The organism is Shewanella marisflavi (genome assembly GCF_002215585.1).
In the GTDB taxonomy this organism is placed as follows: Bacteria; Pseudomonadota; Gammaproteobacteria; order Enterobacterales; family Shewanellaceae; genus Shewanella; species Shewanella marisflavi.
Genome location: NZ_CP022272.1, coordinates 1,375,028 through 1,389,478 on the forward strand (window position 1 = coordinate 1,375,028; position 14,451 = coordinate 1,389,478).

Below are 14,451 nucleotides of genomic sequence, written 5' to 3' on the forward strand. Positions count from 1 at the left end.
AGAACTTAGGTGAGATGGTACAATTTCCCGAGAATTAGCCTGTGGTCACGCGGGCAAAATGGCGTTAATCATTATAGAGGTGAGTGTGTCTCTCTACAGCGAAAAACAGTTATGGCTTATCGAGTCGGAGTTAAAGCGATTGGAGCTTTGGCAAGAGACGCCACCTTCTCCAGAGGCGATGGCGGATCCGACGCCATTTGCCTGTGAGACGATGGCCTTTGAGCAGTGGCTACAATTTATCTTCTTGCCAAAGATGAGGGCGCTCATTGCAGCGCGAAGTGCACTGCCCACTAAGATTGCACTGGGCCCAATGGCCGAGCATGTATGGCAAGGTAGGGCAGAGATGGCTACGTTAATTAACATTATTATTCAATTAGATGAGCATTTGAGTGGATCCAATTAACCCAGCAGATTCAGCATTAGCGGCGACCGATAGGCCGGCCAGTACAGATGAAACGATAGCAGAGCAGGCTGCACCGAAGATTGAGATCCTCTACGAAGATGAGGACTTGGTGGTTATTCATAAGCCAGCAGGATTGTTGGTGCATCGCAGCTATCTTGCGCGGCGGGAGAAGTATTTTGCAATGCAGATGACCCGAGACATGGTGGGGTGTCATGTGTTTCCCGTCCATAGGCTAGACAGACCCACCTCCGGGGTACTCCTGTTTGCCAAGAGTAGTGAGATGGCGAATCAACTGTGCGAGCAATTCGCCACTAAATCAGTGGAAAAGCATTATCTAGCGCTTGTGAGGGGTAATATGCACACCGCTGGCCTGCTAGACTATCCGCTTAAACAGGAGCTGGATGAGCTTGGCGATAAAGATGTCGACCCAAACAAGGCTGCTCAAGAGGCACAAACCAGTTATCGGCCCCTGCTTAACAGTGAGATTCCTTACCCATCGGGGCGCTATGCTAGCAGTCGTTATGCTTTAGTGCATCTGACGCCGCATACTGGCCGTAAACATCAGCTTAGGCGGCATATGGCGCATTTACGCCATCCTATTATTGGTGACACCACCCATGGCGATGGTAAGCAGAATCGTTTTATGCGCGAGCATAGTGGCATTAATCGACTGTGGCTGATCGCCAAGAAGCTAGCTTTTAACCATCCCAGAACCGGCGAACGTATCAGCGTTGAAACTGAGTTGGAAACCGAGTGGCTTGAATTGTTTGCGCTTTTAGGTTGGGATGAGACGGCGTTAAGCGGCGAACAAGCTCAGTTGATCTGTTAGGCTCGATATTCTTAACGTAAATGGCGCCAGAAGGCGCCATTTTTTGCTATTTGGAGAGCACGCAGGCAGATGTTACCGCCTTAAGGGGCGTGACTCTATCCTCTGATGGATCAGTTTCTGAAGGGGGATGCGGGTTGAGAGAAAGGGATTGAACGGTTCGGAAATAACACATACGTCTGATGTGCGCGCTACGCTGAACATGCTTTAGATGTTTCTGTCGGCTCGAGTGTCGCATCTAATTGATCCTTGAAACTCAATAACCTAGTGTAGCTATCAAGCTTTCAATAAAGTATGTTTAGAGTATAAGTAAATATTGGGCTGAGGGCTAAGTAAAACATGAGAAAAGTGAATCTGGTTTTTGGAACTGTTTATGGTAATGCGCAGTTTGTTGCTGAAACCCTGCAGGAGGAACTGAACGCTGCCGGTGTAGAAGTGACCTTGATGGCGCCAGAAACTCTAAATGGTTTTGTTCCTCCTCAAGAGGAGTTATTGCTGGTGGTGACCTCGACCACAGGCCAAGGCGATCTGCCCGATGATATTAGCCCTTGGTTTGAAACGTTAAGGGGTGAGGCGCCCTACCTGCCAAAGTTGCAATATGGTGTGGTGGCCTTAGGAGATTCGAGCTATGAAACCTTCTGCAATGCCGGAATACGATTCGATGAACTGTTAGCTGAGCTAGGTGCAACCCGCATAGGTAAACTACTCAAAATTGATGCCTGCGAGACGATGGAGCCAGAGGTCGAAGCAAAAGCATGGTTGAAACAATGGACCCAACAAGTCAGCGACAGCAAGGCAGAGTAAGCCGCATAAGTCGTCAATGGTTTAAGTTTGCCCAGCGGCTGAGTCAATCTCTGCTGCTGCCCATTGCTATCTTGCCCGCTGCTGGGGTGATGATTGGCCTGGCGACTAACCCTATCCCTTTTATCTCCGCCGATGTAGCCACCCTAATGTGGACCGTGGGCAATCTAATCTTTTCCATGATGCCCATGTTGTTTGCGGTAACCATCGCCATCGGGTTTTGCCGGGATCAGGGGATAGCCGCCTTTAGTGCCGTGTTTGGCTATGGCGTGTTTTTTTCCAGCCTATCGGCGCTGGCTAAGATCCATCAACTGCCGACAGAGGAGATATTGGGTCAAGCCACCATAGATACTGGCATTGCAGGGGGCATGATTGTCGGTGCCTTTACCTGCCTTGCGGTCAAATACAGTGAGCGACTTCGTCTGCCTGCTGTGTTCTCCTTTTTCGAGGGGCATCGCTCGGCGCCGCTCCTTATGTTGCCTGTGGCAATGTCACTCGCCTACCTGTTTCTCTTGCTTTGGCCGCTTCTATCTCAGTGGATTGAGCAGATCTCTAATTGGACAGTTTATCAAGAGCCTGCTGCGGCATTTGCCGTCTATGGAACGGTTGAGCGTTTATTGATCCCCTTAGGATTACACCATATCTGGAATGCGCCTTTTTACCTGGAAATGGGGCAGTACTTTAATGGCGATGAATGGGTTCGTGGTGAGGTGGCACGGTATCTGGCAGGCGATCCTATGGCGGGTAATCTCGCTGGTGGCTACCTGATTAAGATGTGGGGCTTGCCTGCGGCGGCGCTGGCGATCTGGCGCTGCGCCGACAAGCATGAACGCAATCGGGTGGCCGGCATTATGCTTTCTGCGGCAACGGCCTGCTGGCTAACCGGGGTGACTGAACCAGTCGAGTTTGCCTTTATGTTTGTCGCGCCCCTGCTATTTATTCTACATGCCTTGATGACAGGTATTGCCTACGCTATTACCATCTCATTGGATATCCACCACAGCGTGGTATTTTCCCATGGCTTAGTTGATTTCAGTCTATTGCTGGCTCAGTCAAGAAATGTAGAATGGTTTTTGATACTCGGGCCCCTCACCTCTGTGATCTATTACCTTGTCTTTCGCGCGTCGATATTGGCCTTTAACCTGAAGACCCCAGGACGAATGGAGGCCGATAGCGGTCAGCGAGCAGGGCTTATCTCTATGATATCGGCCCTTGGCGGACAAGATAATATCCTTGAGTTGACAGCTTGCCTTACCCGACTGCGCATCAGTGTTAAACGCGCTGAGCTTGTGGATAAGGCTCAGTTAAACAAGCTAGGTGCTAAAGGCGTAGTCTTGGTTGGTCATGGCGTGCAGTTGGTCTATGGCACTAAAGCAGAGAGTATCAGGCGTTTATTGCAGCGCTATTTAGACAGGCACAAATCGTGAAAAATTGAAGATAGAGGTAGATAAAATGCAGCAGAGAGTGTTAATCACAGATTGTGCCGATGCGCCAGGGCTTATCACTAAGATCACTGGTGTCTGTTATGCTCACGGGCTCAATATCGTTAAGAATAGTGAGTTTGTTGATAATGCCCAGGGGCGTTTTTTTATGCGCACCGAGTTGGAAGGGACCTTCGATGAAGCGCAATTTCTTGCCGATATCGATGAGGTTCTGCCAGAGCAGCGACATCGAACCTTGGTGGCCAAGGGAACTAAACGTGTCGTGGTGATGGTAACCAAGGAAGCCCACTGTTTGGGGGATATCCTGATGAAGGCCTATTATGGTGGCTTAGATGTGGAGATCGCCGCCATCGTAGGTAACTATGACACCTTGAAACCTTTAGCTGATAAGTTTGATGTGCCTTTCTATGACGTGTCCCATGAGGGGTTGACACGTCATGAGCATGAACAGGCGATGTTGACCATTATCAATCAATATCAACCAGATTATCTGGTATTGGCCAAGTTTATGAGGGTGTTAACCCCTGAGTTTGTCGAGCAGTATCCCAATCGCATCATCAATATTCATCACTCTTTCCTGCCCGCCTTTATCGGCGCGTCACCTTATCGTCAAGCGTGGGAGCGCGGAGTGAAGATCATTGGCGCGACGGCCCATTTTGTGAATAACTGCCTCGATGAAGGGCCCATCATCAAGCAAGATGTTATTCCTGTCGATCATAGTTATAGCGCCGAAGAGTTAGCCAAGTGTGGCCGAGATGTCGAAAAAAGCGTGCTTAGCAAGGCCTTACAATTGGTGCTTCAAGAAGATGTGATAGTTTATGGAAACAAAACCGTGGTGTTTTAGTTTCTTAAGCAAGAAAAGAAGCAATAAAAAAGAGCCTTAAGGCTCTTTTTTTACGCTAAATGATAGGCTTAGTAGTTAACCGCTAGAATCTGATCGTCACCATAATTCATAGTGATATCTTTAATGGTTACCGTACCTAAGGTGTAACGTTCAATCTTGGCTGCGGTGCGATCAGCGCCGTTGCTCAGGGCAAACTGGTGGAAGCTCTGATCGTTACAAACCAGGCGAGGGAAGACGCGTTGCTTATTGATACGGTACTCTTTCAGTGTGCCGTTAAATTCAATCATGCTGTTACTTGCGCCAGCTTTGCAGACTGCAACTAAGGTTTTTTCCATCTGAGGCGACATGGCGGCTTGTGTAGAGAAGGCCAGTGGGGCTAAGGCGATGGTGGCAATCGTTAGTAACTTTCTCATTTCGTGCTCCTAGCATATTTTCGTTGGGATCGAGTATGAGTAAAGCGCGTTATTAAATGAAAAGCTGTTATCCATTTGTCGCGAAATGTATCGGTATGTGAGGAGTGGATCGGCATGTGTCTAGGCGTAACAGAATATGTCTGCATACCTCTTTAGGTATAAAAAAGCCAGGTGGATACCTGGCTTTTACGTTTATTGGCTGCGGAGATTAGTCGACAATACGCAGTAGTTCGTTGATACCGACCTTGCCACGTGTCTTAGCATCGACCTTTTTAACGATGATTGCAGCGTATAAGCTGTAAGTTCCGCACTTAGAAGGCAGGTTGCCTGACACGACTACAGAGCCCGCAGGAACACGGCCATAATGCACTTCACCAGTTTCACGGTCGAAGATACGGGTGCTTTGACCAATATAAACACCCATTGAAATAACTGAACCCTCTTCGACGATAACGCCTTCGACGATCTCAGAGCGCGCACCGATAAAACAGTTATCTTCGATGATGGTTGGGCCGGCTTGCAGCGGCTCTAAAACGCCACCGATACCCACGCCACCAGAAAGATGCACGTTTTTACCTATCTGTGCACATGAGCCGACGGTAGCCCAGGTATCGACCATAGTGCCTTCGTCAACATAGGCGCCTAGGTTCACGTAAGAGGGCATAAGGACAGTATTTTTACCGATAAAAGAACCCTTACGCACGGCGGCTGGCGGAACCACGCGAATCGCTTCCTGTTTGAAGCGGGCTTCATCATAGTCGGCAAACTTCATCGGTACTTTATCGAAGTATTTGGTTTCAGCACCATCGATCACTTGGTTGTCGAAGATACGGAAAGAGAGCAGTACCGCTTTTTTGAGCCACTGGTGTACATGCCACTGGCCGTCAATTTTTTCAGCGACGCGCGCTTCACCTGTATCAAGCAGGCTGATGGCTTTTTCAACGTCGGCGCGAACACTTGGTTCAACCGTGCTAGGGGTAATCTCTGCGCGAGCTTCAAAAGCTGCTTCTATACGTTGGCGTAAAGCCTCCATTAACGTCTCCCAATTATCATGAAATAGTTTGTTAATTAAACATGGTTTTGCGTATCGAGCGCCTTGACCAGTGCCTCACTGAGCGCCTCTTGTTGTGTCTCGTTCAGTTGCTGCCCATCGTCCGTTTGCAACATAAAGAAGTCTTCGGCGCGCTCACCTATGGTGGTGATCTTTGCCGCCAGCAAGGTAATCTGACAACGATAGAAAATATCCCCCACCTTAGCCAGTAGGCCAGGGCTGTCTAGGGCGATCAGCTCCATCATGCTGGTGCCTTGCTTGCGTGCGGGTAAGAAGCTGACCTGAGTCGGCACCCTGAAAGGCTTCATCTTACGGGGAAGCTTCTTAAACTTAGGCAGTTTTGCCGTATCACTGCTCAATGCTTTAACCAAGGCCTTTTTCAGTCCGTGGATACGCGAAATCTGCGACACCGGGCTGCCATCTTGCTCTAAAATGACGAAAGAATCCAGTGCATAGCCATCTTTTGAGTTCATAATACTGGCGTCATGAACGTTGATATTCTTGTTATCTAATACCGCCATCACTGTGGCGAACAGCTTGGGTTTATCTGGGCTGTAGATAAAGAGCTCGGTACCGCCCCGTGTGGTGTGTTTCGAGATTAAGACCAAGGCCTCGTCATGTTTATGTTTTAAGATGGCTTCGGCGTGCCAGGCGACCTGATTGGGCTGGTGGCGCAAGAAGTAATCGGCCTTGAATCGCTGCCAAAGTGTATCCAGGCTTTTTTCCTTGATGCCGCGGCGTAGCAGTTCTTTTTTCGCCTTGGCTTGGTGCTCCCGCACGCGGGCGCGAATATCCACCGGCTTCTCTTTACCTCTTGCCAGTACCCTCTGGGTGGAGAAATAGAGATCCCTCAGCAGTGAACCTTTCCAGTTGTTCCAAGTCTTTTCGTTGGTCGCGCAGATATCGGCCACGGTCAGGCAGTAAAGATAACTCAGGTGTACGGCGTCGCGCACGCGATCGGCAAATTCGGCGACCACATCGGGATCGGAAATATCCCGTCGCTGGGCGGTGACCGACATCACCAGATGATTTTCGACCAACCAGCTCACTAGACGGCCGTCGTGTTTGTTCAGTCCATGTAGATCGCAAAAGTCTTGGGCATCGACGGCACCGAGCTTACTGTGATCGCCACCGCGTCCTTTGCCTATGTCGTGGAAAATGGCGGCGAGCACCAGCAGACCCTTTTTAGGCAGTTGGTTGATCAATATCGACCCGAGGGGGAACTCATCTTTTTGCTCGGTTTGTGAGAAGCGCTCGATATTGAGCATCAGCCTGTGGGTATGCTCATCGACGGTATAGGCGTGGAAGAGGTCAAACTGCATCTGGCCTTCGATGTTGCGCCAAGCAGGCAAGTACGCCGATAAGATACCATGACGGTGCATCAGTGAGAGTGAGGCAATGCCTCGTGGATGGCGCAGGATTTCCAGAAACACCTTGCGACAGGCCTCGTTGTCCATCAAGGGCTCGGTCAGTGCACGTCTGGCGCGTCTTAGGCTGCGCAGAGTAGGGGCGTAGATCCCTTTAATATTAGAGTTACGCGCCACATGTAAAAACACCCGCATGATCTCGACAGGATCGCTGAACAGGTCTGTCTGAAGCGACTCGATAAAACCGCCGCGACGTTGGTACTCATCATCGATGGGCTGGATCTTAAGCTCTTTGGTGTGCCCCAAGGTGGCGCGCTTAAACAGCTGCAGCAACATCTGGTTTAGCTCCATCACCCGGCGCACGGTGCGGTAATAGCGCTTCATCATCTGTTCGACGGCTAGCTGGGTTTCATCTTTGTAGCCGAGTAACTCTGCGACCTGGCGCTGCAGATCGAACAGCAAGCGGTTTTCGTCGCGACCCGAAATCAGGTGCAGGGCAAAGCGCAGTTGCCACAGATAACCTTGACACTCTAGCAGCTCTTCAAGCTCGTCTTGCTCCAGAAAACCATGAGCGACCAGCTCTTCGGCGCAGCTGGCGTCAAAATAGCGCATGGCGACCCAGGTGATAGTTTGAATATCTCTTAATCCGCCTGGACAAGATTTGAGATTGGGCTCTAGGTCGAAGGCGCTGGCCTTGGCATGACGGGTCACCTGCTCATCGCGTTTGGCGACAAAAAATTCGCTGGCAGGCCAGAAATCCTGGGCGCGCACCATGTCATACAGGGTATTGAACATGGCTTGAGGGCCACAGAGCAACCTGGCTTCGAGTAGGTTAGTGGCTATGGTGATATCGTCTTTGCCTTGGGCTATGGTCTCATCCAGCGTTCTGACACTATGGCCGACCTCGAGTCCAGCATCCCAGAGGAAGGCGATAAACTGGCTCAGTTTCCCTTCATCAGAGGTGCTAAGGTTTGCTTGGATCAGAAAGAGTAGATCGACGTCTGACTGAGGGTGCAGCTCGCCCCGGCCATAGCCGCCAACGGCAATTAAGGCAACGGGGGAGGTATCGAGTTGATGAGCTTGCCACTGCTCAATTAGCAGTTCATCGACGAAGCGGCAGCGTTGATTCACCAAAGCGGTGACGGATTCGCCAGCACTGAAACGTTCGAGTAGTTCTTGATTTTGTTGTTTTAAGGCGTTTTTTGCTGTTAGCGCTGTGTTCATTGCAGTCCTTAACCTGAGAGCAAGAATAGCAGGCCGAGCAGCCTGCTATTCGAGTAAACCACAATTTAGCCTAGGGTGCGATTAGTGGTTGATGATGCGGGGGAAGTTTTCCTCTTCACGCAGGGTTAGCACCTCGACACCCGTTGGGGTGATCAGTAGCGTGTGTTCCCACTGGGCAGAGTTTTTGCCGTCAGAGGTGGTGACCGTCCAGTTGTCGTCTTTGTCGAGCACGCTGGTGTGGCGACCGGCGTTGATCATCGGCTCGATAGTAAAGCACATGCCAGGACGCAGTACCGTCTTGTCGTTGTTCTTGTAGTGCATTACCTGAGGCTCCTCATGGAAGCCCGCGCCAATACCATGGCCACAGTAGTCAGTGACTATGCTGTACTTCTCTAGGCCCGTCTTCTTGCTCTTCACATATTTTTCGATGATGGTGCCAATCTCGCCGAGCTTCATGCCAGGACGCACCTTTTTGATTGCCTCATAAAGACTCTCTTGAGCCACGCGGCACAGACGCTTGTCTTTGGCGCTGACATCACCGATCAGGAACATCTTAGAGGTATCGCCATGGTAACCATCTTTGATGACCGTGATGTCGATATTGATGATGTCGCCATCTTTAAGGGCGCGGTCGCTGGGAATACCGTGGCAGATGACTTCGTTGATAGAAGTACAGATAGATTTTGGAAAGCCGTGGTAGTCAAGCGGTGCCGAAATTGCGCCTTGCTCTTCCGTGTATTTAGCGCAGATATCATTGAGTTCATTGGTGGTCACCCCGGCTTTGACATAAGGGGCAATCATCTCTAATACCTCGGCGGCAAGTTTACCCGCCGCGCGCATTTTTTCGATCTCTTCGGCTGTTTTTATCACTATACTCATTAAGCTTTCTCTGTTGTGTCTGTCGTCAATTTTGAGACGCCTCGGGGCGCTAAAAATTTGTGTTGGCGTCGATATTATGGTATAAAGCGCGCCGTTATGTTTGACTCTTGTTGATGACATCGCTTGATGCATCATTAAAGAGTGAATGTGGCGGCCATTATACATGGCTATGACTAAATACTAAATCACACACGTATCGACACGTTCTTCGGGGTGCCTATTTAGGTCGGAGATATGGGATGCGTGGAGGTCTAACCCCTAATTTTTAAGGTAAAAAAATGACTACAGTTTCAATGCGCGACATGCTTCAAGCCGGTGTTCACTTCGGTCACCAAACTCGTTACTGGAACCCAAAGATGAAGCCTTTCATCTTCGGCGCTCGTAACGGTGTACACATCATTAACCTAGAGCACACTGTGCCTATGTTCAATGAAGCACTAGCGTTCATCAGCAACGTAGCATCTAAGAAAGGTAAAGTACTTTTCGTGGGTACTAAGCGCGCTGCAAGCGAAGCGATCAAAGAAGCAGCAATTTCTTGTGATCAATTCTACGTTGACAACCGTTGGTTGGGCGGCATGTTGACTAACTGGAAAACAGTTCGTCAATCAATCAAGCGTCTAAAAGACCTTGAAAGCCAGTCTGTAGACGGTACTTTCGACAAGCTTACTAAGAAAGAAGCGCTAATGCGCACTCGTGAGCTTGAGAAGCTAGAAAAGTCTCTTGGTGGTATCAAGAACATGGGCGGCCTACCTGACGTTATCTTCGTTATCGGTGCTGACCATGAGCATATCGCTATTAAAGAAGCTAACAACCTAGGTATTCCAGTTGTTGCTGTTGTTGATACTAACTCTTCTCCAGACGGCATCAACTACATCGTTCCTGGTAACGATGATGCGATGCGCGCTATTCGTCTTTACGTTGAGTCAGTTGCAGCGGCTGCTAAAGCAGGTCGTGGTCAAGACCTAGCTGTACAAGCTGAGCAAGACGGTTTCGTAGAAGCTGAATAATAAAGGCGAGATGAATTTCATCGCCCTTATTAACCAAAGATAGTTTATTGGTGAACAGGGGCCCTTAAGGCCCCTGTTTTTTCACATTTGATTTGTAGAGTTACCTATAGAGGATTTAACAATGGCAATTACTGCTGCCCAAGTTAAAGAACTACGCGAGCGTACTGGCGCTGGCATGATGGATTGTAAAAAAGCGCTAACTGAAACCAATGGTGACATTGAGCTAGCGATTGAAAACATGCGTAAGAGCGGTGCTGCGAAGGCTGCTAAGAAAGCGGGTAACATCGCTGCTGAAGGTACTATCCTGATCAAGCAAGGCGAAGGTTTCTCAGTACTTCTAGAAGTTAACTGTCAAACTGACTTCGTTGCAAAAGACTCTAACTTCCTAGCATTTGCTAACGAAGTACTGGATGTTGCTGCAGCTGGCAAAGTATCTATTGCCGACCTACAAGCTCAGTTCGAAGAAACTCGTGTTGCGCTAGTTGCTAAAATCGGTGAGAACATCAACGTTCGTCGCGTTGAGTACATCGATGGTGCTAGCCAAGCTTCTTACCGTCACGGCGACCGTATCGGTGTTGTTGTAACTGGTGAAGCTGACGAAGAGACTCTGAAGCACGTTGCTATGCACGTTGCGGCTTCTAAGCCTGAATACGTTAACCCAGAAGACGTACCAGCTGAAGTTGTTGAAAAAGAGAAAGCCGTTCAGATCGAAATCGCGATGAACGAAGGCAAGCCTCAAGAGATCGCTGAGAAGATGGTTGCTGGTCGTATGAAGAAGTTCACCGGTGAGGTTTCTCTGACTGGTCAAGCTTTCATCATGGAGCCTAAGAAGACTGTTGGCGAAATCTTAAAAGAGAAAGGCGCAACAGTAACTAACTTCATTCGTTTAGAAGTTGGTGAAGGTATCGAGAAGAAAGAAGAAGATTTTGCTGCTGAAGTTGCAGCGCAAATCGCCGCTTCTAAGGCGTAATCGCCAGTTGTAAGATACCCTAAAAACCGCAGCATTCGCTGCGGTTTTATTATGCCAATTAGATTACTGCACAGCGCACTTTTTTCGATATAATTGGCTCGTTACCCATCGGCATTTATCAGGATAAACAACTATGAGCACAAATCCAAAACCTGCTTTTCGACGTATTCTTCTCAAACTGAGTGGCGAAGCCTTAATGGGCGAAGAGGGCTTTGGCATCGATCCCAAGGTGCTAGATCGTATGGCACAAGAGATTAAAGAGCTGGTTGAGCTTGGTATTCAGGTAGGTGTTGTGATTGGTGGTGGTAACCTCTTCCGTGGTGAAGGCCTGGCAAAAGCGGGCATGAACCGTGTAGTGGGTGACCACATGGGCATGTTGGCTACCGTAATGAATGGCTTGGCGATGCGTGATGCGCTGCACAGAGCCTATGTAAACGCGCGTCTGATGTCAGCAATCCCGCTTAAAGGTGTCTGTGACGACTACAATTGGGCTGAAGCGATCAGCTTGCTCAAGTCTGGTCGAGTGGTGATTTTTGCGGCCGGTACAGGTAATCCTTTCTGCACTACAGATTCTGCGGCATGTTTACGTGGAATCGAGATTGAAGCCGAGGTTGTGCTCAAGGGGACTAAGGTTGATGGTGTTTACTCCGACGATCCAGTCAAAAACCCAGAAGCAGTAAAATATGATGAGATGGGCTATGGCGAAGTGCTCGAAAAAGAATTGAAAGTGATGGATCTTGCTGCATTTACCCTTGCAAGAGATCACGATATGCCTATCTTAGTCTTTAATATGAACAAGCCTGGTGCGCTTCGACGTGTTATTATGGGTGACCATGAAGGTACGCTTATTAGAAGTAGCCGTAAGACTGCCGAATAAATAAACCTGATACGAACGAATTAAAGGATATTAAACGTGATTAACGAAATCAAACAAGATGCCAAGAGCCGTATGGCGAAATGTGTTGAAGCGACTAAGAATCAAATGGCTAAAGTACGTACTGGTCGTGCTCATCCAAGTCTGCTTGATTCAATCAAGGTGCCTTACTATGGCTCGCTGACACCGCTTAAGCAGGTAGGCAACGTTTCTATTGAAGATTCTCGTACTTTGGCGATTACCGTTTTTGATACCACAATGATCGCAGCGGTAGAAAAGGCCATCATGAGTTCAGATCTGGGCCTAAACCCTATGTCTGCCGGTACGACTATCCGTATTCCACTGCCAGCATTGACTGAAGAGCGTCGTAAAGACCTGATCAAAGTGGTTCGCGCTGAGGCCGAAAACGGTCGTATCGCGGTACGTAACGTACGCCGTGACGCTAACTCTGACGTGAAAGCGCTAGAGAAAGAGAAAGAGTGTACTGAAGATGATGTACGTCGCACTGAAGATGAAATTCAGAAGTTTACCGATGCGCACATCAAGCAGATCGATGAGATCTTGGCGGCAAAAGAAGCAGAGTTGATGGAAGTCTAATCTCCCTGTTTCGTTACTAGAGTTCGCACGCCGTGTAGGGGTATACTACACGGCGTTTGCTATTTTTAAGGGTTGTAATAGATGTCAATCGAATCTCAATCTGGCTCTGAGTTATCTAATGAAGCACTCACAGAGTTAGTTAAACAGTCGATTCCCAAGCACGTGGCTATCATCATGGATGGTAATGGACGCTGGGCACAGGCGCAGGGTAAGCCTCGCGTTGTCGGCCATAAGGCTGGTGTGAAGACTGTTCGTCGTGCCGTAAGTATGGCGCGAGAGATGGGGATAGGTTCGTTAACCCTGTTTGCGTTTTCCAGTGAGAACTGGCGCAGACCCGAGAAAGAAGTCAGCCTCTTGATGGAGCTGTTTTTTACCGTGTTGCAGCGGGAAATCAAACTGCTGGATAAAAACGGTGTACGGTTAAACATCATAGGGGATACCAGTCGTTTTTCTGCCCGATTACAGAAGCAGATCGCCTCGGCGATGGAGAAGACAGCGAATAACGATGGCCTGATCCTTAATGTCGCTGCCAACTACGGTGGCCGCTGGGATATCATGCAGGCGGCGCAAACCTTAGCCCAAAAGGTGGAATCTGGTGAAATGAGCAGCAGTCAGTTCACCGAAGAGGCGCTAAGTCAGCATTTAAGCATGCAAAATCAGCCGGAAGTTGATTTAATGATTCGAACCGGTGGAGATTTTCGTATCAGCAACTTCGTGTTATGGCAGGCGGCTTATGCGGAGTTAGTCTTCACTGATGTATTATGGCCAGATTTTGACGAGCAAGCCTTTAAAGATGCGGTAGCCGTATTTGCTACCCGACAGCGCCGTTTTGGATTAACGGGTTCTCAAGTTGAGACTTTACAGGCTGAGTAAATAAGAATAGAGGGAAAGTTTTGCTAAAACTTAGAATAATAACAGCAGCATGGTTAATCCCATTGGTGATGGGGGCCATTTTCTTTTTCCCTGTGGAGTATTTTTCATGGGCCCTGGTTGCGGTGTTTCTGATTGCTGCAAAGGAGTGGGGGCGCATTATCGACAAGCGCTGTAATGTGACACAATGGAGTTTTACGCTAACCATAGGTATTTTGTTGGTGGCACTCAACCTTCTGGTGCCAGCACAAGAAGTCTGGTTTAAAGGTCAAATGCATCCCGTCTACCTGGCGATCACTTTGATTGGCGCCATGTGGTGGGCTATCTCACTGATATTGGTACTCACCTATCCTAAGAGTTCCGCCCTGTGGGCCAAGAGCCACATGCTAAAATCCATGTTTGGCCAATTGACCTTAGTTCCCTGTTTTACCGCGCTGATTGCGCTAAAAGCCCTGAGTTCGGCGAGTATGCCCTATTATGGCGGCGCCTTGGTCTTTTTGGTGATGCTCACCGTATGGGCCGCAGACTCTGGTGCTTACTTTGCCGGTAAGGCGCTCGGTAAACATAAGCTGATGCCGAATGTTAGCCCAGCAAAAACCCTTGAAGGGCTGATTGGTGGATTGGTCACTACTATGATTGTGGTTGCCGGCATCATGATGGTCTCACCCGAGCAAGAATTAGCCTTAGTCATAGGGGTAACCTTGTTTGTGGCATTGGTCTCGGCCCTTGGCGATCTGTCTGAAAGCATGTTTAAGCGTGTGGCCGACATCAAGGACTCGGGGACCATATTACCGGGTCATGGTGGTGTGCTGGATCGTATTGATAGTCTGACCGCGGCGCTGCCTATATTTACCCTTATTTATATCGCATTTTGGATGTAACC

At 49.0% G+C, this 14,451-nt stretch carries 15 protein-coding genes; 11 read left to right on the forward strand and 4 right to left on the reverse strand.

Features of this window, described 5'->3' with window-relative positions:
- The first annotated feature begins 58 nt into the window (after positions 1-58).
- The 5 genes from CFF01_RS06095 to purU all read left to right on the forward strand — a co-directional run bounded on the left by CFF01_RS06095 (position 59) and on the right by purU (position 4,316).
- Complete coding sequence (locus CFF01_RS06095) at positions 59-403, forward strand: YqcC family protein (protein ID WP_198387135.1); 345 nt, start codon at positions 59-61, stop codon at positions 401-403.
- A 55-nt stretch (positions 404-458) separates the two neighbouring features.
- Complete coding sequence (gene truC / locus CFF01_RS06100; RefSeq protein ID WP_232479548.1) at positions 459-1,232, forward strand: tRNA pseudouridine(65) synthase TruC; 774 nt, start codon at positions 459-461, stop codon at positions 1,230-1,232.
- Positions 1,233-1,568: 336 nt separating this feature from the next.
- Complete coding sequence (locus tag CFF01_RS06105) at positions 1,569-2,033, forward strand: flavodoxin (protein WP_088904208.1); 465 nt, start codon at positions 1,569-1,571, stop codon at positions 2,031-2,033.
- Positions 1,985-3,457: a PTS transporter subunit EIIC gene (locus CFF01_RS06110; protein WP_088904209.1), complete on the forward strand. Its 1,473-nt coding sequence runs from the start codon at positions 1,985-1,987 to the stop codon at positions 3,455-3,457. The genes CFF01_RS06105 and CFF01_RS06110 overlap by 49 nt, the downstream gene beginning before the upstream one ends.
- 25 nt (positions 3,458-3,482) lie before the next feature.
- Positions 3,483-4,316 (forward strand): formyltetrahydrofolate deformylase, encoded by an 834-nt coding sequence (gene purU, locus CFF01_RS06115; RefSeq protein ID WP_088904210.1) that lies wholly within the window; start codon positions 3,483-3,485, stop codon positions 4,314-4,316.
- A 68-nt stretch (positions 4,317-4,384) separates the two neighbouring features.
- Here purU and CFF01_RS06120 read toward each other — a convergent pair whose 3' ends face one another.
- The 4 genes from CFF01_RS06120 to map form a co-directional block, all read right to left on the reverse strand.
- Positions 4,385-4,729, reverse strand: a complete 345-nt coding sequence (locus CFF01_RS06120) for a DUF3718 domain-containing protein (protein WP_033537551.1) — start codon at positions 4,727-4,729, stop codon at positions 4,385-4,387.
- A gap of 208 nt (positions 4,730-4,937) precedes the next feature.
- Positions 4,938-5,762, reverse strand: coding sequence for a 2,3,4,5-tetrahydropyridine-2,6-dicarboxylate N-succinyltransferase (dapD, locus tag CFF01_RS06125; protein WP_033537552.1), 825 nt, complete (start codon positions 5,760-5,762; stop codon positions 4,938-4,940).
- A 35-nt stretch (positions 5,763-5,797) separates the two neighbouring features.
- Positions 5,798-8,371 (reverse strand): bifunctional uridylyltransferase/uridylyl-removing protein GlnD, encoded by a 2,574-nt coding sequence (glnD, locus tag CFF01_RS06130; protein WP_088904211.1) that lies wholly within the window; start codon positions 8,369-8,371, stop codon positions 5,798-5,800.
- A gap of 81 nt (positions 8,372-8,452) precedes the next feature.
- Positions 8,453-9,280, reverse strand: coding sequence for a type I methionyl aminopeptidase (map, locus tag CFF01_RS06135; protein ID WP_258311761.1), 828 nt, complete (start codon positions 9,278-9,280; stop codon positions 8,453-8,455).
- Positions 9,281-9,528: 248 nt separating this feature from the next.
- On the opposite strand from map, the gene rpsB reads away from it, so the two are divergent.
- The 6 genes from rpsB (at position 9,529) to CFF01_RS06165 (ending at position 14,449) form a co-directional block, all read left to right on the forward strand.
- Positions 9,529-10,257 (forward strand): 30S ribosomal protein S2, encoded by a 729-nt coding sequence (rpsB, locus tag CFF01_RS06140; protein WP_033537555.1) that lies wholly within the window; start codon positions 9,529-9,531, stop codon positions 10,255-10,257.
- Between the two features lie 121 nt (positions 10,258-10,378).
- Complete coding sequence (tsf, locus tag CFF01_RS06145) at positions 10,379-11,227, forward strand: translation elongation factor Ts (protein ID WP_088904212.1); 849 nt, start codon at positions 10,379-10,381, stop codon at positions 11,225-11,227.
- A gap of 133 nt (positions 11,228-11,360) precedes the next feature.
- Positions 11,361-12,104, forward strand: a complete 744-nt coding sequence (gene pyrH, locus CFF01_RS06150; protein WP_033537557.1) for a UMP kinase — start codon at positions 11,361-11,363, stop codon at positions 12,102-12,104.
- Positions 12,105-12,140: 36 nt separating this feature from the next.
- Positions 12,141-12,698, forward strand: coding sequence for a ribosome recycling factor (gene frr, locus CFF01_RS06155; RefSeq protein ID WP_033537558.1), 558 nt, complete (start codon positions 12,141-12,143; stop codon positions 12,696-12,698).
- Positions 12,699-12,779: 81 nt separating this feature from the next.
- Positions 12,780-13,571 (forward strand): isoprenyl transferase, encoded by a 792-nt coding sequence (locus CFF01_RS06160; protein ID WP_033537559.1) that lies wholly within the window; start codon positions 12,780-12,782, stop codon positions 13,569-13,571.
- A 20-nt stretch (positions 13,572-13,591) separates the two neighbouring features.
- On the forward strand, positions 13,592-14,449 hold the full coding sequence (locus CFF01_RS06165) for a phosphatidate cytidylyltransferase (RefSeq protein WP_088904213.1): 858 nt from the start codon (positions 13,592-13,594) through the stop codon (positions 14,447-14,449).
- Positions 14,450-14,451: the final 2 nt, after the last annotated feature.